Raw genomic sequence first — 19,885 nt, 5'->3', positions numbered from 1 at the left:
TTTCGTTATCGTTGTGTCCGATCTGCACTCGTTGGCTGTGCGACTGCAATCAGGCAGGGATTTTCTGCGCCAGTGGGAAACGGGTTTCGCAGTCTCGGGCGTCGTATTCGTAGACCCAGTTGGCCTGAATCCCCACGGCATTCGGGTTGAGCAACTGACGCCAGCGGTAGGCCATGTCGCGCTTGAGTTGCGACCACGCCGACGGCAAGTGATAGGTGCGTCCGCGCTCCCGTGCTTCCAGTTGCACCCGGCTGGTGCGCGGCAGGCGTTCCAGTTCGTAAGCGCGCAAGGCTTGCTGCAACTGACGCGGGCCGTGATACGCCAGGGACTGGGCCAGCACGTAACCGTCCTCGATGGCCATCGCCGCGCCCTGAGAGAGGAACGGCAGCATCGGGTGCGCAGCGTCGCCCAGCAACGTAGCGTTGCCTTTGGACCAGGTGTTCATTGGGTCGCGGTCGAACAGGCCCCATTTGAAGATCGCGTCGGGGTCGGTGCGCTTGAACAGTTCGATCAGGTTCGGATGCCAGCCTTCGAACCCCGCCAGCAATTCTTGCTGCGTGCTCTTGGCGTTCCACGATTCCTCGACCCACGACGGGTTTTCGTTCACGGCGACGATGTTCACCATCGACCCGCCCTTCACGTAATACGTCACGACGTGGCCTTTTGGGCCCATCCAGAAGCTCGAATCCGGGCTGACAAATGGCAGCGGGTGTTTATCGACGTTGACCAGCGCACGCCAGCACATGTGGCCGGTGTAGTTCGCTGCCTCTTCACCCCACAATTGCTCGCGAATCACCGAACGCACGCCATCGGCGCCGACGATCACGTCCGCCTCGAACTCCGACCCGTCGGCGAATTTCGCCACAGCGGTGTTGCCCATTTGCTGCAAACCCACACAGTGAGCGCCAAACGTGGCCTGCCCCGGTTTGATGTCGCTCGCCAGCGCGGCGTGCAGATCGGCCCGGTGCACGTGATAGAACGACGCGCCATACAGCGCCGGGCAGGACTCTTTCAGGGGCGTGCGAAACAGTTCACGGGCGGTTTTCCAGTTACGACCCACCATCGCGTCGGGCAGAAAGCCGATCTTTCTCAGATGATCGTCCAGCCCCAGTTCGCTCAGCACTTTGACCGCATTAGGGGTCATCTGCACCCCCGCGCCCACTTCGCCGAACATCGGCGCACGCTCGAAAATCCGCGCTTCGATGCCACGCTGCTCGAGGGCTCGGGCCAAGGTGACGCCGCCGATACCGGCACCGATGATGCCCACACGTAATGCTCTGTCCACGGGTGTTCCTCCTGCCGCGCGAAGGTGTTTCGCGCTGGCCCTTTGTAATAATTGATCAACCAATTAATTAACCGGCTAAAAAGACCGGGCATTTCGGCGCTACAGGTCGAGTACCAGACTGTCGTCCACGCCGCGCGAGCAACAGATCATCATGCTTTCGCTGCGCTCCCGTTGCTTGGGCGTGAGCACCGTGTCGCGGTGTTCGACTTGCCCACTGAGCACCTTGACTTCACAGGCGCCGCACACCCCTTCTTCGCAGGAATAGGCCACATCGACCCCCGCCGCTTCGCAGACCTGCAACAGGCTCAGTTCGGCGGGAACCGTCAGCGTCAGCCCAGAGCGTTGCAGGCGTACGCGGAAACTGTCGCCCGCTTGCAGTGCGTCCGTGGTCGCGCTGAAACGTTCGCGATGGGTGTTAGCTTCTGGCCGGTCCAGGGTCAGTTGGTCAAACTCGTCGACCATGCCTTGCGGCCCGCAGCAATACAGCTGAGCACTGTGGGGCAACGTCGCGATCACGTCTTTCAGCCGAGGTGGCGCCTCCCCGCCGCAGCGGGTGTGGAACAGCTGCACGCCTTCCATCTCGTGACACAACGCTTCATGGAACAGCATGTGTTGTGCGCTCGCCGCCCAGTAATACAAAAACACCGTGCGCCCGCTGGCTTTCAACTGCCGGTACATCGAGATGATCGGTGTGATGCCGATGCCGCCCGCAAACAGGTGAAACGCCTCGTCGCTGGGCGTCAGCGGGAAGTGATTGCGCGGTGCTGATACCTCATACGTTGCGCCCACTACCGATTCGAAATGCAGTTTGCGCGAACCGCCCTTCCCGACTTCCGCCAGTTGCACTGCAATCCGGTACTGACTCGGCTCAGCCGCTGGCCATAGCAATGAATACTGGCGCAGCAGGTCCGGGCTCATGACCACGTCCACGTGGGCACCCGGCTCGTAGGGCGGCAGCGGTTGCCCATCAAGGGATTCGAAGGTGTAAAGGTTGATGCCCGGCGCGCCGTATTCGATGGCGCGCAGCCGCACGCGCAACAAGCCGTCAGATAACGCCATATTGGATGCCCTTGTTGCGCAGCCAGGTGCGGTAGCGCTGGCCCATGAGGTCGGTACGGTGGTGCAGTTCGTAACGCAGTTCGGTAGGGATGCGTTCCGGCCGCTGGGTTTCGACGATGTCGCGGTCCTGGCCAAACACCACGTCGGCGCGGGCCCGCACGGCGTCGGCATCCGGTCGCGGGTTGACGTCCATGGCGGCGCAGACCCGCACGATGCAATTCACCGCATCCAGCGGCTGCACGGTAAACAGCGTCGCGAAGGTGTCGGATTTGTCGCTGATCACGTTGCCTTCAGCGTCGGAGTCTTGGGTGCGTTTAGAGAAGTAGCCCACCAGCGGACGGAACGCGTGGTAGGTGTAGAACGCTACCAGCGGTTTGCCCCGCGCATCGCCCCACGGCTGGAACACTCGCACTTCGGAAGAACGCAGGCCGGTGTCGACCTCTTCCACGGTGTACGGCTCCAGACGATCCGGCTTGTCCATCACACCGTTGAGACCAGCGTGGACGAACGGAAAGTGCGACGCATCGATGAAGTTCTCCACCGCCCTGAAACCATTGGCGGCGTAAGGATACGGGCCGCTGTGCACCTTCATGAACACGTCGTTGTCCCACTCTGGGAACACCGGAATGTCAGAGGCGGGTTCGCCCAGGCAGGTCCAGACGAAGCCATAACGTTCCACCGCCGGGTACGGAAAAGCGCGGGCCTTCTTCATCGGTTTTTCATCGGGCGCGGCAGGCATCAGGGTGCAGGCGCCGCTGCCGTTGTATTCCCAGCCGTGGTACGGGCACACCACCGAGTCGTTCTTGATCCAGCCTTTTGACAGACGCGCGCCGCGGTGAATGCACAGGTCTTCCCAGACGTGAACCTGGTTGTCGGCACTGCGCCAGACGATCAGTTCGCGTTCCAACAGGCGCACGGGGTAAATAGTGCCTTCGACGAAATCGGTGCTGTAGCCCACAACGTGCCAGTCATTGAGCAACACCGGGTCCTGGCACCCGTCCGCAGCGGTGACGGGTTGATGAGATGAAACGGCAATCAGGTTCATCACGACTCCTTTGCTTATCGGGGGAAAACCACTCGAATGCTTTAATTAATTAATCAACCTTTTAATTAATCGTAAGCAGAAGCTGTGCCAAGTGCAGAGGGATGCCTCAAATGCCTGATGTTTATCGTTTTTCTTATTCGAGCCAGGGCGGTATCGCTGTTACGCCCCGCACCCTTTTGGGGAGGCGTTGCCCAATCTGGTGCCGTTCTACCCCATTGTTACCCGTTACGCGGACATCCCGCCCACCACGAAACTGGTGACCTGCTGAATCAGCGATTGCCAGTCTTCCGGATTGTACTGTCCGTCCGGCAGGCGCTCTTCCATGCGGTGGCTGTCAGAGAACGCATAGAGGTACGTACCGACCATCAAGGTAATCCGCCAATTGGCATCCAGATCGGTCAGCCCGGGTACGGCGTCTTTCAGGGCATCGACGTAACGCTGGGTCGACGTGCCATAGGCTTTGTCACGTAGCGCGTAGGAAATATTAGGCGGCTCGGTGTGAAGTCGCGCTTGGAGACGAAGGAAATGTCGCCCCTGCACGGACGTCCTCAACACCACCGTTGGCAGGAGGAACGCCTCGACAATCGCCCGCGCACCCGGCACCTGGCCTTGGGCTTGTAGCGTGTCGAGGTTTTTCAAGCGTTCGTCGGAGATCGCACTGCCGCGCCGTAGGAACACCTCTTCGAACAAGCCGTACTTGGAGCCGAAGTAATAGCTGATCAGGGCTTGGGTCACGTTGGCGTGTTGCGAGACTTCACGCATGGTAGTGCCGGCATAGCCCAGGTTGGCGAACAGTTCCTCGGCGGCGTCCAGAATCACATCGCGCAGGTTGCTGGCACCCTCGGGGCGTCCCGGCCCTTTTCTGCTGGTGTTGCCCTTCCCTTCGGGAGAAGCGGCTTTGCCACGACGACCACTGATTTTCTGCATGTGTGAGGGTTACCTTGCGCTGCCGGATTGATGTGGCACGAGCCAGAAGTGGCCCGACGCCCGAGCGCACAAATTAATTGATTAGCTCTTTAATTCCTAGCAGCGATCATGCCACCGGAGGGTCACGCCCCGGACAACCGGTTGACGCTGGTGATCCGCCCGTTCCAGATCATTTCGTAATGGGCGCTCTGATGAACGGACGCCACGTGCCGCGGCGTGAGCAGCCCCCAGCAGACATTGCCGGGTGAGCGAACCGAGTGATAACGCACGCCGGCCACGCCCTTGCCCTTGAGCGCCGCCCCCAGGGCGTGAGATGCACTGTAGTCGTCGGGGGCGTAAATCGGATCGGACAAGGCGATCGTCGTGGCATCGACACAGTCGGTCTCGCGAAAGCGGCAGGACAAACTGCGGAACACGAAGCGCTCATAGTTGAGGTCAGTCACCTGCGACCAGTACTGCTGCTGGTGATGACGCACCTCTGCCACGGCGGTCTCCACCGTATCGGCCAGATACAACACCCCAAACTCACCCGCGCTGAAGCGTGAGCCGGAAGGATTGATGTGGGTGAACGGCGCGGTGGCATAGGAACAGCCGGGAATGCCGAAGGGAATGTCCTGACGGGGGATCAGCTCCAGCCTGCCGATTTCGTTCAGCAAACGGGGATTGGTCAACGCTTGAATCTGATACAGGGTCTCGAATTCCGCTGCATCGGCCACATCGTTGAACAGCTCGATGGGCGGGAATTTGGAATTGACCAGCCGGTGCGCCACCCGTTTTTCATCAGGCAGGACGGGCAGGTCGTCCGGGCTCACCATTGAGCGCCCCGCAAGGCGTCGATCCGGCGAAAGGTTTCGTAAAGGGAAATCATGTCGCCCTGGGCCATGACGTCCAGCGGCTTGCGGCCATTGAAGAATTCATTGTGATTGGCCATCGACGGGAACCCGTAGACATTGTCCGGGTTATCGAACAAGGTGCGCAGCGCGGCATGAATGTTCAGCACGAAGCTGATGCGCTGCATCTGGTCGAGGTCCAGCGCCACCGACCAGTCAGCGTCGTCCTGGCGGGCTCGGGTGTAGGTGCTGCGGGAAATGCGCAGAATGCGACAGGCCTGATCCCCGGAGGCTTTCCATTTGTCCAGCACCCGAAGCGCCGTGCGCAGACCCACGACGCCTTGGGATCGGGAAACTTGGGGTTGTTGCAGCACCACGGTCATCATGTCGCCCTCTTGATCTACAGACGACAATTTAGACCTATTGCGTCTGTAGATGCAAATATGATGACGGTTTCCCGACGAATGCCCGCCGCCTCAATCGGGCTGCTGGCACCGCTGCCGGACCAGCCCTTCCAGGGTAAAGCGCGCCTGCATCAGCACCACCTCGCGCACCCGCTCCATTTCCGGCTGATGGATGGCGGTCCACTTCAGCGCTTCGAGCAGCTTGGGCTTTTGCACCCGGAACGCCAGTCCCTGGGTGAACAGCGCCATGGAATGAATGATGGTGCGTTCGTCGTCAACGGCAAGGCCGGACAGGCGCGCAATCAGTTGTCGGATCACGACACTGATGCGTTTCTTGAAGCGGTCCTCGAAGGCATGCGTCGCGACCTCGGGACACAATCCGGCCTGGTGCCGGTCGAGAAACGCACGCCAGGCCGTGGTCTGCGGACTGTCCTGAATCGTCGCCACCACGGCGCCGAGAATCCCCAGCGACACCTCGATCAGTCGCGGGTCGTCACACGCCTCATCGGCCAACACCGCTTCGGCAGCCTCGACCGGCTGGCCCATTCTGCCCCACAGCAGGGTGATCAAATGCTCGACGCAGGCCAGGTAAACGCCCTCCTTGCCGTCGAAGTAATACTGCAAAGCCGGGGAATTCAGGCCCGCCGCGGTGGCGATGTCACGGGTCGAGGCGCCGTCGTAGCCCCGCTCGCCGAACACCGCGACGGCCGCTTCGATCAGCCGTGCGCGGGTCTCTTCACCCCGTTGGTACCCCCCTTCGGCGGCCGGTTTGTGTCGTGCCATGTGCTGCTCCTTTCCAGTAGCGGGCCAAAATATACCGATTGACAAAAAATGGCGAAGCCACGAATTTATATCACCTGATACAAATTCGGAGTTGACCTGATGTCCGCTGCACAACCTACCCCTCAGGTCGCCCCTGAAGAAACCGCCACTGGCCAACGCGGCAAGGCCCGCCGCATCCTGCTGACCCTGGGTGGCGTCGCGCTGCTGATCGCTGTGGGTTGGGGCGTGTGGTGGTGGCTGCACGGCCGCTTCATCGAAACCACCGACGACGCCTATTTGCAGGCCGACAGCATCAGCGTCGCGCCGAAGATCAGCGGCTATGTCGGTGAGGTCTTGGTGGCCGACAATCAGACCGTCAAGCGCGGAGACATTCTGGTGCGGCTCGACGCGCGTAAATACCAGGCCGTGAGCGACGAAGCCTCGGCGACCATTGCCGCTCGTAGCGCAGATCTGGCGAAGGCCGAAGCCGACCTGGTGCAACAGGACTCGACCATCGCCGAAGCCCGCGCCCAATTGCAAGGCGCCGAAGCCGATGCCAAACACGCGCAAACCGAGGTCGCCCGCTATGGGCCGTTGGCGCGATCCGGTGCCGAACCGGAAGAACGCCTCGCGCAGCTGAACAACGAACTGGCCCAGGCCCGCAGCAATGTGGCGGCGAAACAGGCGGCCTTGCGTTCCAGCCAGACCCGCTACGGCACGCTGCAAGCCCAGCTCAAACAGGCCCAGGCGCAATTGGGCGTGGCCAAGGCCAGCGAGGCGCAGAGCCAGCTTGACGTCGATGACGCAGTGATTCGCAGCCCCTTGGATGGCCGGGTCGCCGACCGTGGCGTGCGGGTCGGTCAGTACGTCCAGCCCGGCACACGATTGCTGACCGTGGTGCCGGTGAACGCGGTTTACCTGACCGCCAACTACAAAGAGACCCAAATCGGGGAGATGCGCGCTGGCCAGCACGTGGTCGTGCATGTCGACGCGTTGCCGGGTCGAGACATTCAGGGCCACATTGACAGCCTCGCCCCCGGCACCGGCGCGCAATTTGCGCTGTTGCCGCCGTCCAACGCCACCGGCAATTTCACCAAGATCGTGCAGCGGGTGCCGGTGCGCATCGCCCTGGACGTCACTGATGACGTGCGCCCTGCCCTCGTGCCGGGGCTGTCCGCGACCGTCGAAGTGGACATTCGCAGCGCCAACGCAGACGCCCGCCATGGCTGATGCCGCGACAATGACGCCCACTGCGCAAACGCCTCGCAACGCCTCGCTGACCGACTGGATCGCGGTCGCGGCGGGGTCCTTGGGGGCATTGCTGGCCACGCTGGACATTTCGATCACCAACTCGGCGCTGCCGCAGATACAGGGGCAGATCGGCGCCACTGGCACCGAAGGCACCTGGATCGCGACCGGTTACCTGATGTCGGAAATCGTCATGATCCCCCTCGCCGCCTGGCTGACCCGCGTGTTCGGGTTGCGGCGCTTTCTGATCGGCACGGCGCTGATGTTCACTTTTTTCTCGCTGTTCTGCGGCCTGTCCTCAAGCCTCGGCGCGATGATCGCCGGGCGAATCGGTCAAGGCTTCGCGGGCGGCGCGATGATCCCTACGGCACAGACCATCGTCCGCACCCGCCTGCCCCCGCATCAATTGGCGATCGGCACCACGCTGTTCGGCATGACCGCGATTCTCGGCCCGCTGATGGGGCCAGTGGTCGGCGGCTGGCTCACGGAAAATATCAACTGGCGCTGGTGCTTCTTCCTCAATCTGCCGATCAGCATCGCACTGATCACCCTGCTGCTGACCGGCCTGCCCAGCGAACGCATGAACCTGGAACGCTTCATCAAGGCCGACTGGCTGGGCATCATCGGCCTGGCGATGGGTCTGAGCTCGCTCACCGTGGTACTGGAAGAAGGCCAGCGCGAGCATTGGTTCGACTCGCTGCTGATCATCTGGCTGAGCATCGCCACGCTGCTGGGGTTTTTCCTGATTGCGCTGGGCCAGGTCCGTTCGAGTACGCCGATCCTGCGCCTGCAACTGGTGCTCAACAGCAGCTTCGGCAGCGTGCTGTTGATCGCCACGGCGGTGGGCGCCGGACTGTATGGCACCGCGTACCTGGTGCCGCAGTTCCTCGGCATTCTTTCGGGTTACAACGCCGAACAGTCCGGGGCGATCATGCTGCTGTCCGGCATTCCGGCTTTTTTGCTGATGCCGATTCTGCCGAAAATGCTCGCACGCTATGACATGCGGCTGATGGTCGGGGCCGGGTTGCTGATGTACTGGGCAAGCTGTTTCCTCGACACCGAACTGACCGTGCAGAGCGTCGGCCACGACTTCACCCTGTCTCAATTGCTCCGGGGCTTTGGCCAGATTCTGGTGATGCTGCCGTTGAGCCAACTGTCGATGCGTTCGGTGGACGCCAAGGACGCCGGCGACGCCGCCGGGCTCTACAACATGTCGCGCAACCTCGGCGGCACCCTTGGCCTGGCGCTGCTCGGCGTGTTGATGGACCGCCGCAGTCACTACCACGACGATGTGCTGCGCGAGGGCATTCTGGCCAATAGCCAACTGGCTCAGGACCACATGGCCAGCAGCGCCGCCCGTTACCTGGCGCAAACCGGTGACCCCTCCACCGCGCAGCTTCAGGCCATGGCGCAACTGGGCAACGACATCGCGCAGCAGGCATCGGTGCTGGCCTACAACGATGCGTTTTACGTGCTGGGAATGGCCATGCTCGCCTGCTTCCCCCTGATCTTCATTCTGAAAAAGCGCGCTGCGCAGGCAGGTCCACGCACATGATTGCCCGTTCGTTTCCTCTTCTGTTGCTGTCTGCTGCGCTGTTGTCGGCCTGCACCGTGGGCCCGGATTACCACGGCGCGCCGAACGTGGCGCCGAACACCCTGGCGGCGGGTCGTCTGCCCCATGACCAGGTCAACGCACCCAAAGCGCCCGCTGTCGCTCAATGGTGGCAATCCCTCGGCGACGCGCAGCTCAATGCGCTGATCGCCCAAGCCATGCACAACAGCCCGGACATTGCGACCGCCCGGGCGCGACTTCGGCAATCGCGGGCCAGTTTGCAAGGGGCCGACGCCGAGCTGATGCCGAAGGTCAGCGCGGATGCGGCGATGCTGAAACTGCGCTCCCCGGACACTTCGGTGCTGGGTGGGGACAGCGGCGGCGGTCGTGGGCCGTTGACGCTGTACCTCGCCGGGTTCGACGCCAGCTGGGAGGCCGACCTGTTCGGCGGTTCACGTCGGGCCATCGAAGCCGCGCAGGCCGAAGCCGAGTCGTCCGAGGCGCGGCTGGCGGATGCGCAGGTGCAACTGGCGGCGGAGATCGTGCAAACCTACGCCGACCTGCGCGATCAGCAAGCGCGTCTGGCGCTGGTGGAGGCTAGCGTGGCGATCGAGGATCAGGCGCTGGACTTGACACGGCAACGCCGCAGCCGGGGTGTGGCCTCACAGCTGCAACTGGAGCAAGTTCTGACCCAAGCAGACAACACTCGCGCCCAGCGCATGCCGTTGCAAGCCTCGATAGTCGAGTCCGTGGATCAACTGGGGCTGCTGTGCGGGCTGGAACCCGGTGAACTGGATGCGCGGCTGAACACCCCGCAACCCTTGCCGGCGATTCCCAGCCACGTGCCATTCGCCGATCCGACGGCGATTCTCAAGGCTCGCCCGGACATTCGCGTGGCCGAGCGCGCCCTGGCGTCCAGCAACGCGCAGATCGGTGAAAAGACAGCCGACTGGTTCCCCAAGCTCAGCCTCATGGGCGACCTGTCATTCTCCGCCGCTGACCCCGGCCACCTCGCGCGCAAGGAGAACGGCACCTGGCTGCTGCTGCCGCGCCTGACCTGGAACGTACTGGATTTCGGTCGCGTGGCCGCTAGCGTCGAAGGCGCGCGCGCCGGCCACGACGAAGCGCTCGCGCAGTACAAAAGTGTGGTCTTGAGTGCCCTGCGGGACGCCGACGTGTCGCTGGCGCGCTATGGGCATCAGCGGGAAAACGTCGTGCTGTTGCGCAGTGTCGAAGCGTCGGCGGTGCGTGCCGCTGACCTCACGCAGCAACGCTATCGCGCCGGCACGGCCAGCACGCTGGACTGGCTCGACGCCGAGCGCACCCGCTATCAGGCCCAGGAAAGCCGGAACTCAGGGGATGCGGCGCTGCTCAAGGACTTCGCCGCGTTGCACAAATCGCTGGGGTTGGGTTGGGTGCTGTGACCCAGTGGTTGTGCATCACACGCAGTCTTTGGCCGCCTGGCCCACGCCCGACGGCAACAGGCTGCGTTCGTAGATGAAGACCTTGCCGCCACTGCCCGCCTTATAGGCTTCGATGACGTTGTCTGCCGCGATTGTGCTGGACATCGTGATCCGGTAGTGACGCTGGGTCTGGGACAGCATCGGACTCAGTGCGTGGCTTTGCAGCTTGGGCACTACACAGGCCGCGAACTGCTCGGGCGACTTAGTGGTCGCCAGGGTCAGGGTGGGTTCGTTCGGCGCAGAGGCACACCCGGTCAGCGAGGCAAGCGCCAGCAAGGCAAACGAAGCGAAGGTCAGACGCATGGAGGCAGTTCCTGTCATTAATGCTGCCGCTCGGGCAGGTCTTCAATGCAGGCCATTGTCCATATCGGTCGTCAGAACTGAACTCGTGATCCTTGATGCTGACTATCACCGTTAACGATAACGCACGGCGGCAGGGTTCGAAGCGCTGCCGCGCCCCGGTCGTCAGCCCGGATAATCGCTCGTTCAGATCACCCTCATCTGGTTTTTTCGTTACTGCCCCGCCTGCATGCCCGGGTAGCCTTGGACACTCCATCAACCGGCTGTCGAGCGGACGCACAGGGCGCTGGATGCACAATAAAACCTCACACCCGGCGCCGGGGTCCGTCGCCCGCGCTTATTTGAAGCTTACCGGCCTCATCGGCTGGGTGTTGACGTGCAATTCAAACACGTCGGGCCGCGCATAATGGCCGCAGACGTCAAAGTCCAGGTTGGACTTGCTGAGGGTCGCCAGGTCCACGTCGGCATAGAGCTCGGTTTCGCTGTCGAAGACCGGTCCCGCCAGCACCTCGCCCATGGGACTGACGATCATGCTCCCCCCACGCATGATGTAGTCGTCACCCTTGAATTCCAGCCCGAACGCTTCCTGATAACGCTGCGGGTACTCGTTCAGCTTGATCGCCTGGCAGGCCGACAATACGAATGCTCTGCCCTCCAGCGCGATGTGCACCATGGAGCTGCTCCAACTGGGGCGGTCGTCGGCCGTCGGCGCACAGTAGAACTGCGTGCCCTGGGCGTACATGGCCTGACGCATGGCGGGCATGTAGTTCTCCCAGCAAATGACGTTGCCGATGATGCCGATGTCAGTCGGCACGGCATCGATCGTGGAGCCGTCGCCGAAGCCCCAGATGATGCGCTCCTGTCCGGTCGGCATCAGCTTGCGGTGATACCCCGCGATGCCTTGGCCGGGCACGAAGGTGACAGCGGTGCAATACAGCGTTCGACCGAAACGCTCGATGATGCCCATGACCACGATCACATTCAGCGCGCTCGCACACTCGGCGATGATTGCCAACTCAGGGCCGTCGAGGGTAACGGCGCCCTCGACGTATTCGTGGTAGAGGTCGCGGCCATGGGTACTGCGGTTGCCGACCACGCTGCCAAAGCTCTGGCCCTTGGGGTAACCGCCGATGAAGGCTTCGGGGAACACCGCCAGTCGTGCCCCCTGACCGGCCACGCGGTGCAGGATTTCACAGGCCTTTTCGGCGCTCGCAACCGGAGCGAACGGGACAGAAGACGCTTGTACAACGGCAATACGGGTCATGGGGTTCTCCTAGTACTCAGAAATGTTCTTGTCTTTGGTTTCTGGAAGGGTCGCGAGCAGCACAACAAAACACAGGGCCGAGACAGCCGTGAGGTACAGCGCAGGAATGTTCACATCGCCGGTGGCTTTGATCAGTGCCGCCGCAATGAAGGGGCCCGGGCCTGCCAGCGTGGCGAGCGCGAGGTTGTGGCCCAGCGCGGCGCCTGTGGAGCGAATCGACGCCGGAAAGACTTCGACCAGCAGCACCACGTCCATGACGGCGGTGATCGCTACCAGAATCGCAAACACCAAGAGGGCTACAACGATCAGCGCGGTGTTGCCGCTGTTGAGCATCCAGAAGATCGGATACGCCATGAGGGTCAGGCCCGCGGCGGAGAACAGCACCAATTGGCGGCGACCGATGACGTCGCTGATGCGGCCAATGATCGGATTGACGATGCAGTACACCACCAGCGCGGCGCTGCACAGCCACAACGCGGTGCTTTTCGGCAGGCCGACGGCGGTGACCAGGTGATTGTTGGCGTAGGTGATGAAGTAATACAACGACACCCCGAACAGCGCCGAAAACGCGTAGGTGGTGATGAACGCCTTGCGTTTAGCCGCGCGGGACGGCAGCGCCAGTCGCGCCGATTGACGTTGCTCGACCAACGCTTCGTACACCGGGGTATCCCCGAGTTTGCGACGAATGAACAGCGCGATCCCGGTCATGACGATCGAGACCACGAACGGCAGGCGCCAGCCCCAGGCCGTCAGTTGTGCATCGGAGAGATTCGAGGAAAGCAGCGCCGCCGTGAAGGTGCCGACCAGAAACGCCAGTCCTGCCGTCCCGGTAATCACGCTGGCGGCCGTGGCCCGACGATGATTCGGGGCGCTCTCGACGATGTAGATCCCGGCGCTGGACCACTCCCCGCCAACCATCATGCCCTGAATGAAGCGCAGCACGATCAACAGAATCGGTGCCGCGATGCCGATGGCGTCGTAGGTCGGCAGCAGCCCGATGATCGTGGTGCAGATGCCCATCCCGAAAACGGTCACGATCAATACCGCGCGACGTCCCAGCCTGTCACCCAACGGCCCCAACACCAGTGCGCCCAAGGGCCGCGACAAAAAGCCCACGGCGAAAACGGCCAGAGAAGACAGCAGCGACACCCCCGCTGCGCTGGACGGAAAGAACAGCGCGCCGATGATGCCAGCGAAGTAACCGTAGATCGCGAAGTCGAACCACTCCATGAAATTGCCGATGCCGACCGCGATAGCCCGCTTGTTGATGTCGACCCGTTCTGTGTCGCTAGCCAGCGCTTCCCTTTGCGTCGAGTGTTGTGCCACGCTCATTGGACTGCCCCTTTGGTTGCTGATGTGTGTTGTTGTGGGGGCATCGTGAAATGGCCAGGGGCCGGTGACAAACGATTAGGAAATATGAGCCGGATTAACGTACGTAATATTGCGCGCATGGACCTGAACCTGCTGCTGACGTTCCACTGTCTGATGACAGAGCGCAGCGCCACTCGGGCGTCGGCGGTGCTGCACGTGACCCAGGGCGCGGTCAGCTCGGCCTTGAGACGCCTGCGGGAACAGTTCGGCGATGAGCTGTTCGTCAGGACCAGTGCCGGGATGCAGCCGACCCGCAAGGCACTGGAAGTGGCGCCCATGATCGCCGAAGCGTTGTCCACGGTGTCCGCGCTACTGGGGAGCGATACCTCGTTCTCGCCCCAGGAATCCCATTACGTCTTCAACCTTGCGATGTCCGATGACCTGGAAGCGTTCCTCGCACCCCGGCTGGTCGGCGCGGTGTCCCGGGAACGACTGGGGATTCGCTTCGCTTTTCACCAAACCAACAGTTCGCTGTGGAAAAACGCCTTGCAAGACCCGGCGATGGACCTGGTGATCTGCAGCGAGCCCAAGGATTTCAGCACCCAGTATTCATCCCAAGTGCTGTTTTCATCGTCCTACGCCTGCCTGCACCGGCCAGGGACAAGCGGGTCGGAACCCCTGGCGCTGGATGATTATTTTGCCGCAGAGCATGTGCGAATCTGCTTCGACGGGCGTCGGGGGTTCATCGACGATCTGTTCGAAGCAGCCGGCCACACGCGCAAAGTGACGGCCTCCTTCACCCACTTCGCCGGAGCGCTGACGACGCTGTTGAGCACGGATGTGGTGGCGACGATTCCGACGTTTGCCGCCCGCAGCTTCGCCGAGCACATGCCGCTGACAATCTGTCCGGTGCCCTTGGCCGTGCCGTCGTTTCGCTGCTTCATGGTGTGGGACATCGCCAAGCAGGACAAACCCCAACATGAGTGGATCCGGGGTTTCATTTCGCAAGTCACTCGGGCGTTGAAATAGTCGCAGCCCCCCCTGCCCGCCCCCCCCATACTGTCCAACAGGAGCAGCCCATGAGTCAGCGCATTCTCGACCTCTTCGGCATTGAGTTACCGATCATCCAGGCGCCCATGGCGGGCGCGACCACGGCGCAGATGGTCATCGACGCCAGCAATGCCGGCGGTCTGGGTTCCCTGCCGGGGGCGATGCTGTCCATCGATCAGATGACTGCGGCCCTCGACGAAATCCGTGCCCAGACCCACAAGCCCATCAACCTGAACTTCTTCGCTCACCTCGCGCCTGCGGCTGACCCGGCCAAGCAGATGGCGTGGCGTTCCACCCTCGCCCGCTATTACGTCGAACTGGGCCTGGACCCTGCCGAGCCGATCCCGTCTTCGGCCAGGGCGCCTTTCGATGACGCGTATTGCCGCGTCGTCGAGCAGTATCGGCCCGAGGTGGTCAGTTTCCATTTCGGCTTGCCTGAGGAGGCGCTGCTGACGCGTGTGCGAGCCAGCGGCGCGAAAATCATTGCCTCGGCGACCACGGTCAAAGAAGCGCAATGGCTGGCCGAACGGGGCGTCGATGCCGTCATCGCCATGGGCTATGAAGCTGGCGGGCATCGCGGCAACTTCCTGACCCACGACATGGCTGCGCAAGTCGGGCTGTTTTCGCTGGTGCCGCAGATGGCCGACGCCGTGTCGATCCCGGTGATCGCCGCCGGTGGCATTGCCGATGTTCGCGGCGCACGGGCTGCGGTGGCGTTGGGCGCCGACGGCATTCAAGTCGGTACGGCGTATCTGTTGACGCCGCAAGCGAACATCAGCGACGTCCATCGTCAGGCGTTATTGAACGCGCCCGACGACAGCACCGTGCTCACCAACCTGTTCACGGGACGCCCAGCGCGGGGCATTCTCAATCGGCTGATGCGCGAAATCGGCCCACTGTCCGACCAGGCCCCGGCCTTCCCCACCGCAGGCGGCGCGTTGATGCCATTGCGCGCGATCACGGACAAGGCCGGCATCTCCGACTTCAGCAACATGTGGGCGGGCCAGTCGTTCAGGCTCTCGCCGCCGATGGGCACGGCCGAGTTGACCCGTTTGCTGGGCCATGCAGCCGCAGGGACGCCAGCGACGTAGGACGCTGACCGCACGCCGGGCCGTAGCAGGGGTGTAGGGCCAGAGCCATGGGTTATCAGCCCTCGAAACGCCCTAGATAGAAATGCAAAACCCCGCGCAGTTGTCACTGCGCGGGGTTCGTCTCAGGCACTATGCTGATGCTTAACGACGATCCAGCCAGACGGTCTGCGCATTGCAAAACTCGCGAATGCCGAAGTGTGACAACTCACGACCGAAGCCGCTTTTCTTGACGCCGCCAATCGGCACACGGGCGTCGGACGCGGTGTAGCCATTGATGAACACGCCGCCGGTTTCCAGCCGGGCGGCAATGGCCCGGGCCTTCTCGACGTCAGCTGTCCACACGCTGCCAGCCAGACCGAATTCACTGTCGTTGGCCAGTTCCACCGCATGCTCCGCGTCACGGGCAACGATCAACGACGCCACCGGGCCGAACAACTCTTCCTTGAACGATGTCATGCCTGGACGCACGTCGCCCAGAATCGTCGGCGCGTAGTAATTGCCCTCGCCCGCGACCTTGTCGCCGCCCAGCAACAGCGTTGCGCCTTCGCTCAGGGTTTTCTGCACCTGCTCGTGCAGCTCGTCACGCAGGTCGTAGCGCGCCATCGGGCCGATGTAATTCGCCTCATCCCGGGGATCGCCCACTTTGAACGCCTTGACCGCCGCCATGAATTTCTCGGTGAAGGCTGGCAGCACGCTTTCTTCAACGATGATCCGTTTGGCCGCCACGCAAATCTGCCCGCTGTTCTGGTAACGGCCGATGGTTGCCGCTTTCACCGCTTCGTCCAGGTCGGCATCGGCCAGTACGATGAACGGGTCCGAGCCGCCCAGTTCCAGCACGCATTTCTTCAGCGCCGCACCGGCCTGCGCGGCAATGGCCGAACCGGCCCGGACGCTGCCGGTGACTGCGACCGCCGCGATACGAGGGTCGGCAATGGCTTTGGACACCCCTTCATTACCAACGTTGATCACCTCGAACACGCCCTCTGGCAGACCGGCTTCAGCCCAGACGTCACGCAGCAGGTACGCGCTGCCCATGACATTGGGCGCGTGTTTCAGGACGTAGGTGTTGCCCGCAAGGATCATGGGGATCGCGCCGCGCATCACTTGCCAGATCGGAAAATTCCACGGCATCACCGCCAGAATCGGCCCCAGCGGCAGGTAATCGATGTAGGCCTTGTCGTTTTCCACCGGGGTCTTTTCCGGCGCCAGCATCGCGGGGCCGTGCTCGGCGTACCAGTCGCAGGTGGCGGCGGTTTTTTCCACTTCGCCTCGGGCCTGGGCGATAGGCTTGCCCATTTCAGCGGTCATCATCTGCGCCAGCGCCTCGGCGTTTTTGCGCAAGACCCGCGCGATCTTGCGCAACTGTTCGGCGCGCACGCTGACCGGTTCGTTGCGCCAGGCCTTGAAGCCCGCCGCTGCGCGATTCAAAGACTGCTCAAGGGCGTCGGTGTGTTCGAAAGGGTACTCGGCGAATACTTGGCCGGTGGCAGGGTTCAGCGAAATGGCGTGAGACGACGAAGCGTGTTGTGACATGAGCGAATGCCTCCAATAGGGGGTGACCTTCACGCAGCGGTGCCGCCGAGCGGCGACCTGTTGCGCAAGCATTGGGACCACGATAGGCTCTCGGCAAAATTTTCGATAATGAATAATTATCAAAAATATATTCTCAAAACGTGAAAGGTTGCTCTCCCCCATGGACCTGACTCAGCTGGAACTCTTCAAGGCTATCGCCGAAGAAGGCAGCATCACCGCCGCGGCCCAGCGCCTGCACCGCGTCCCGTCCAACCTCACCACACGCATAAAACAGCTGGAGCAGGAACTGGGCGTCGACCTGTTCATCCGCGAAAAACTGCGCCTGCGCCTGTCCCCCACGGGCTGGACGTTTCTTGACTACACCCGACGCATTCTCGATCTGGTGGAAGAAGCGCGGCAGGCAACCTCGGGGTCCGAACCCCGGGGCGCGTTTTCACTGGGCTCGATGGAAAGCACGGCGGCGGTGCGCATCCCTCCGCTGTTGGCCGAATTCCACCAGCGCTACCCCAAGGTCGAGTTGGACCTGTCCACGGGTCCGTCCGGCGACATGATCGACGGGGTGTTATCGGGACGCTTGAGCGCCGCCTTCGTTGACGGGCCGTTGCGCCACCCGGAGTTTGAAGGCGTCGAACTGTTCGAAGAGGAAATGCTGCTGATCACCGCTGCCAGCCAGCCGCCAGTGACCCGCGCGCAGGACGTCAATGGCAAGTCGGTGTATGGCTTTCGTCAGAACTGCTCCTACCGGCGCCATTTCGAAGCCTGGTTCAAAGCCGACATGGCGACCCCCGGCAAGATCTTCGAAATGGAGTCTTACCACGGCATGCTCGCCTGCGTGACGGCCGGGGCCGGAGTGGCGATGGTGCCGCGCAGCATGCTCGACAGCATGCCAGGCAGCCCCAACGTACGGGCCTATCCCCTTTGCGAAGACTTCCGCTACTTGAACATCTGGCTCATCTGGCGTCGCGGTGTGCGCTCCCCGGCGCTCGGCGCGTTCATCGACCTGGTGCAGACCGCAGTGGGGCACACCGAGCCGCAGCGTGAGGCTGGCTAGTGCGTCAGGCTCGGGTGTAACGCAGCCACACCGCGCCGCCGTCTTGCACTTCGGCGGAGACCAGCTTGAGGCGCACAGGCTGTTTCCAGGCGTCGGGCGAGACTTCGAACGAGGCTGGATGCTCGCCGCGACCGTCCACCAGCGGCAGGATCAACACGCTCACTTCGTCCACCAGTCCGGCGTTGACGAACGAGCCACTGACGTGAGGACCGCCTTCGACGATCAAGCGTTTGCAGCCCAACTCCTTGCCCAACACCTGGACCACGTGCTCGAGATCAATCTCAGTTTTGCCCGCGAACATATACGAGACGCCCACCGACTGTAGATAGGCCAAGTAATCATCGGCAACGCCCTCGGTCAGCACTTCGACCACGTGGGACCCCAGCGCCTGATTGTTCTTCCAGGCCACCTTGCCGTGAGGGTCGATGGAAATCGCGTAGCTCTCGGCATTGCGCTCGACGAAGTGGTCGGTGCGGGGGATCGGGGCGTTGGCCAGGCCAGTGGGATAGCCGTCGTCGTGAGCGATTTCCTGCATCGTCACGCGGCCGCAGATCCACGCATCGAAGGCGAAGGTCTGGGCGAGTTTTTCATACAGATCGCCTGCGTCTTTCTTGAATGCGCGGTCCCAGCCATCGGTGAGCGCGTGGCCGTCGAGGGACGACATCATGTGACAGATGACATAAGGCTGCATGACAGACTCCAGAGGTGAATGAGCGATGTAAAACCGACCCGGTGGGGCCGGCGTAAGTTCAGCGAATCATCCACCTGCGGTTGCCGCCCTGCCCCTTTTCACCCCTGCATTGCGGGACTTCAGTGTGCGCGCCGCACCGCCACGCATTTGATTTCCACCAGAAGACCGGGGTGCGCCAACTCACTTACACCGATGCAGGTCCAGGCGCATAGCCCCCGGGGAAACACCCGGTTTTTCACCTCGCGAAACATCGCCATGTGCTGGGCCATGTTCACGTGATAGGTGGTCATGTCGACGATGTCTTCGAAGCTGCAGCCCCCGGCTTCGAGGACTTGAAGCAGGTTGTCCCACGCAGCGATGAACTGCTGTTCGGGGTCGTCGATGACCTTGAGGTCGGCGGTCCGGCCGACTTGTCCGGCGCAGTACAGCGTGTCGCCAACCCTGACGGCGGGCACATAACCGGCACGTTCGACGATGGGCTTCTGGGGTTCAGGAACGATCAGCGTGCGATCGGTCATCGGGCAGCCTCCTTTCGAAAAGGCTGGATTATGCCGATCTGGGAGGGTCGCTGCGCGGCTGACAGGTAAAAAAAGACCGCCCACGTGCGGCGTGGGCGGTCATCTTTACATCAGGATCAATGGGTGAGCTTGTCGTAATCCATCTCACCGGCGACTTCGCGGAAGTTCATGTAGTCCAGCTTCTTTCCGTCTTTGGCGGCAAGACGAGAGGCGCCGGTTTTATCCGACCCGTCAGACGCCAGACCGCGCTCAGGCTGTCCGGTGGCGGCAACAGCGTTCGCACCCACATGATCGGCGCCGTCAGCAGCCACGCGGTTCGCGCCCACTCGATCTGCGCCATCGGCGGCCACAGCGTTCGCACCCACATGATCGGCGCCGTCAGCAGCCACGCGATTGGCGCCCACTCGATCTGCGCCATCGGCGGCCACGCGGTTCGCGCCCACTCGATCTGCGCCATCAGCAGCTACGCGGTTTGCCCCCACTCGATCTGCACCATCAGCA

19 protein-coding genes and 1 pseudogene are annotated in these 19,885 nt (G+C 62.5%); 6 read left to right on the top strand and 14 right to left on the bottom strand.

What is annotated here, in order from left to right; genetic code table 11:
- Positions 1–49: 49 nt before the first annotated feature.
- From B3N48_RS22180 to B3N48_RS22150, 7 genes are all read right to left on the bottom strand, one after another.
- Positions 50–1,285 (bottom strand): FAD-dependent monooxygenase, encoded by a 1,236-nt coding sequence (locus B3N48_RS22180; protein WP_296187408.1) that lies wholly within the window; start codon positions 1,283–1,285, stop codon positions 50–52.
- A gap of 99 nt (positions 1,286–1,384) precedes the next feature.
- Positions 1,385–2,344, bottom strand: a complete 960-nt coding sequence (locus B3N48_RS22175; protein ID WP_296187406.1) for a PDR/VanB family oxidoreductase — start codon at positions 2,342–2,344, stop codon at positions 1,385–1,387.
- On the bottom strand, positions 2,331–3,389 hold the full coding sequence (locus tag B3N48_RS22170) for an aromatic ring-hydroxylating oxygenase subunit alpha (protein WP_296187405.1): 1,059 nt from the start codon (positions 3,387–3,389) through the stop codon (positions 2,331–2,333). The genes B3N48_RS22175 and B3N48_RS22170 overlap by 14 nt, the downstream gene beginning before the upstream one ends.
- 225 nt (positions 3,390–3,614) lie before the next feature.
- Positions 3,615–4,316, bottom strand: coding sequence for a TetR/AcrR family transcriptional regulator (locus B3N48_RS22165; RefSeq protein ID WP_296187404.1), 702 nt, complete (start codon positions 4,314–4,316; stop codon positions 3,615–3,617).
- A 122-nt stretch (positions 4,317–4,438) separates the two neighbouring features.
- Entirely contained in the window at positions 4,439–5,131 is a 693-nt protein-coding gene (locus B3N48_RS22160; RefSeq protein WP_296187403.1) for an RES family NAD+ phosphorylase, read from the bottom strand.
- Entirely contained in the window at positions 5,125–5,529 is a 405-nt protein-coding gene (locus tag B3N48_RS22155) for an antitoxin Xre-like helix-turn-helix domain-containing protein (protein ID WP_296187584.1), read from the bottom strand. The genes B3N48_RS22160 and B3N48_RS22155 overlap by 7 nt, the downstream gene beginning before the upstream one ends.
- A gap of 93 nt (positions 5,530–5,622) precedes the next feature.
- Positions 5,623–6,333, bottom strand: coding sequence for a CerR family C-terminal domain-containing protein (locus B3N48_RS22150; RefSeq protein WP_296187402.1), 711 nt, complete (start codon positions 6,331–6,333; stop codon positions 5,623–5,625).
- Between the two features lie 99 nt (positions 6,334–6,432).
- Here B3N48_RS22150 and B3N48_RS22145 point away from each other — a divergent pair, with 99 nt between their 5' ends.
- Genes B3N48_RS22145 through B3N48_RS22135 form a run of 3 tightly spaced genes read left to right on the top strand, consistent with a single transcriptional unit; the run spans position 6,433 to position 10,536 of the window.
- On the top strand, positions 6,433–7,542 hold the full coding sequence (locus tag B3N48_RS22145; protein ID WP_296187401.1) for an HlyD family secretion protein: 1,110 nt from the start codon (positions 6,433–6,435) through the stop codon (positions 7,540–7,542).
- Complete coding sequence (locus tag B3N48_RS22140; protein WP_296187400.1) at positions 7,535–9,115, top strand: DHA2 family efflux MFS transporter permease subunit; 1,581 nt, start codon at positions 7,535–7,537, stop codon at positions 9,113–9,115. The genes B3N48_RS22145 and B3N48_RS22140 overlap by 8 nt, the downstream gene beginning before the upstream one ends.
- Positions 9,112–10,536: an efflux transporter outer membrane subunit gene (locus B3N48_RS22135; protein ID WP_296187399.1), complete on the top strand. Its 1,425-nt coding sequence runs from the start codon at positions 9,112–9,114 to the stop codon at positions 10,534–10,536. The genes B3N48_RS22140 and B3N48_RS22135 overlap by 4 nt, the downstream gene beginning before the upstream one ends.
- 15 nt (positions 10,537–10,551) lie before the next feature.
- Here B3N48_RS22135 and B3N48_RS22130 read toward each other — a convergent pair whose 3' ends face one another.
- The 3 genes from B3N48_RS22130 to B3N48_RS22120 all read right to left on the bottom strand — a co-directional run bounded on the left by B3N48_RS22130 (position 10,552) and on the right by B3N48_RS22120 (position 13,471).
- Entirely contained in the window at positions 10,552–10,878 is a 327-nt protein-coding gene (locus B3N48_RS22130; protein WP_296187397.1) for a hypothetical protein, read from the bottom strand.
- A gap of 334 nt (positions 10,879–11,212) precedes the next feature.
- On the bottom strand, positions 11,213–12,139 hold the full coding sequence (locus B3N48_RS22125; protein ID WP_296187396.1) for a carbon-nitrogen hydrolase family protein: 927 nt from the start codon (positions 12,137–12,139) through the stop codon (positions 11,213–11,215).
- A 9-nt stretch (positions 12,140–12,148) separates the two neighbouring features.
- Complete coding sequence (locus B3N48_RS22120; protein WP_296187395.1) at positions 12,149–13,471, bottom strand: MFS transporter; 1,323 nt, start codon at positions 13,469–13,471, stop codon at positions 12,149–12,151.
- 84 nt (positions 13,472–13,555) lie between these two features.
- Here B3N48_RS22120 and B3N48_RS22115 point away from each other — a divergent pair, with 84 nt between their 5' ends.
- A complete protein-coding gene (locus B3N48_RS22115; RefSeq protein WP_296187394.1) occupies positions 13,556–14,479 on the top strand; it encodes a LysR family transcriptional regulator in 924 nt (307 codons plus the stop codon).
- Positions 14,480–14,529: 50 nt separating this feature from the next.
- Positions 14,530–15,591 (top strand): NAD(P)H-dependent flavin oxidoreductase, encoded by a 1,062-nt coding sequence (locus B3N48_RS22110; protein WP_296187393.1) that lies wholly within the window; start codon positions 14,530–14,532, stop codon positions 15,589–15,591.
- A 141-nt stretch (positions 15,592–15,732) separates the two neighbouring features.
- Here the strand turns inward: B3N48_RS22110 and B3N48_RS22105 are convergent, their stop codons facing one another.
- Positions 15,733–17,124 (bottom strand): aldehyde dehydrogenase family protein, encoded by a 1,392-nt coding sequence (locus tag B3N48_RS22105; RefSeq protein ID WP_296187391.1) that lies wholly within the window; start codon positions 17,122–17,124, stop codon positions 15,733–15,735.
- A 160-nt stretch (positions 17,125–17,284) separates the two neighbouring features.
- Here B3N48_RS22105 and ptrR point away from each other — a divergent pair, with 160 nt between their 5' ends.
- Positions 17,285–18,175: a putrescine utilization regulator PtrR gene (gene ptrR / locus B3N48_RS22100; protein WP_296187390.1), complete on the top strand. Its 891-nt coding sequence runs from the start codon at positions 17,285–17,287 to the stop codon at positions 18,173–18,175.
- Between the two features lie 4 nt (positions 18,176–18,179).
- On the opposite strand, the gene B3N48_RS22095 is transcribed toward ptrR, so the two are convergent.
- The 3 genes and pseudogenes from B3N48_RS22095 to B3N48_RS22085 form a co-directional block, all read right to left on the bottom strand.
- Complete coding sequence (locus B3N48_RS22095; RefSeq protein ID WP_296187389.1) at positions 18,180–18,866, bottom strand: dihydrofolate reductase family protein; 687 nt, start codon at positions 18,864–18,866, stop codon at positions 18,180–18,182.
- A gap of 119 nt (positions 18,867–18,985) precedes the next feature.
- Positions 18,986–19,384, bottom strand: coding sequence for a RidA family protein (locus tag B3N48_RS22090; protein ID WP_296187388.1), 399 nt, complete (start codon positions 19,382–19,384; stop codon positions 18,986–18,988).
- Between the two features lie 116 nt (positions 19,385–19,500).
- Positions 19,501–19,885 (bottom strand): annotated as a pseudogene (locus B3N48_RS22085) (hypothetical protein); the annotation flags it as partial.

The sequence above is a fragment of the Pseudomonas sp. UBA1879 genome (assembly GCF_002338065.1).
Classification (GTDB): Bacteria; Pseudomonadota; Gammaproteobacteria; order Pseudomonadales; family Pseudomonadaceae; genus Aquipseudomonas.
This window is presented reverse-complemented; position numbering and strand designations above follow the sequence as displayed.

Bases quoted from the DNA above. Each gene is read 5' to 3' on its own strand.
- B3N48_RS22175 (WP_296187406.1), bottom strand. From the start codon at position 2,344: ATGGCGTTATCTGACGGCTTGTTGCGCGTGCGGCTGCGCGCCATCGAA.
- B3N48_RS22170 (WP_296187405.1), bottom strand. From the start codon at position 3,389: ATGAACCTGATTGCCGTTTCATCTCATCAACCCGTCACCGCTGCGGAC.
- B3N48_RS22165 (WP_296187404.1), bottom strand. From the start codon at position 4,316: ATGCAGAAAATCAGTGGTCGTCGTGGCAAAGCCGCTTCTCCCGAAGGG.
- B3N48_RS22160 (WP_296187403.1), bottom strand. From the start codon at position 5,131: ATGGTGAGCCCGGACGACCTGCCCGTCCTGCCTGATGAAAAACGGGTG.
- B3N48_RS22155 (WP_296187584.1), bottom strand. From the start codon at position 5,529: ATGACCGTGGTGCTGCAACAACCCCAAGTTTCCCGATCCCAAGGCGTC.
- B3N48_RS22150 (WP_296187402.1), bottom strand. From the start codon at position 6,333: ATGGCACGACACAAACCGGCCGCCGAAGGGGGGTACCAACGGGGTGAA.
- B3N48_RS22145 (WP_296187401.1), top strand. From the start codon at position 6,433: ATGTCCGCTGCACAACCTACCCCTCAGGTCGCCCCTGAAGAAACCGCC.
- B3N48_RS22140 (WP_296187400.1), top strand. From the start codon at position 7,535: ATGGCTGATGCCGCGACAATGACGCCCACTGCGCAAACGCCTCGCAAC.
- B3N48_RS22135 (WP_296187399.1), top strand. From the start codon at position 9,112: ATGATTGCCCGTTCGTTTCCTCTTCTGTTGCTGTCTGCTGCGCTGTTG.
- B3N48_RS22130 (WP_296187397.1), bottom strand. From the start codon at position 10,878: ATGCGTCTGACCTTCGCTTCGTTTGCCTTGCTGGCGCTTGCCTCGCTG.
- B3N48_RS22125 (WP_296187396.1), bottom strand. From the start codon at position 12,139: ATGACCCGTATTGCCGTTGTACAAGCGTCTTCTGTCCCGTTCGCTCCG.
- B3N48_RS22120 (WP_296187395.1), bottom strand. From the start codon at position 13,471: ATGAGCGTGGCACAACACTCGACGCAAAGGGAAGCGCTGGCTAGCGAC.
- B3N48_RS22115 (WP_296187394.1), top strand. From the start codon at position 13,556: ATGAGCCGGATTAACGTACGTAATATTGCGCGCATGGACCTGAACCTG.
- B3N48_RS22110 (WP_296187393.1), top strand. From the start codon at position 14,530: ATGAGTCAGCGCATTCTCGACCTCTTCGGCATTGAGTTACCGATCATC.
- B3N48_RS22105 (WP_296187391.1), bottom strand. From the start codon at position 17,124: ATGTCACAACACGCTTCGTCGTCTCACGCCATTTCGCTGAACCCTGCC.
- ptrR (WP_296187390.1), top strand. From the start codon at position 17,285: ATGGACCTGACTCAGCTGGAACTCTTCAAGGCTATCGCCGAAGAAGGC.
- B3N48_RS22095 (WP_296187389.1), bottom strand. From the start codon at position 18,866: ATGCAGCCTTATGTCATCTGTCACATGATGTCGTCCCTCGACGGCCAC.
- B3N48_RS22090 (WP_296187388.1), bottom strand. From the start codon at position 19,384: ATGACCGATCGCACGCTGATCGTTCCTGAACCCCAGAAGCCCATCGTC.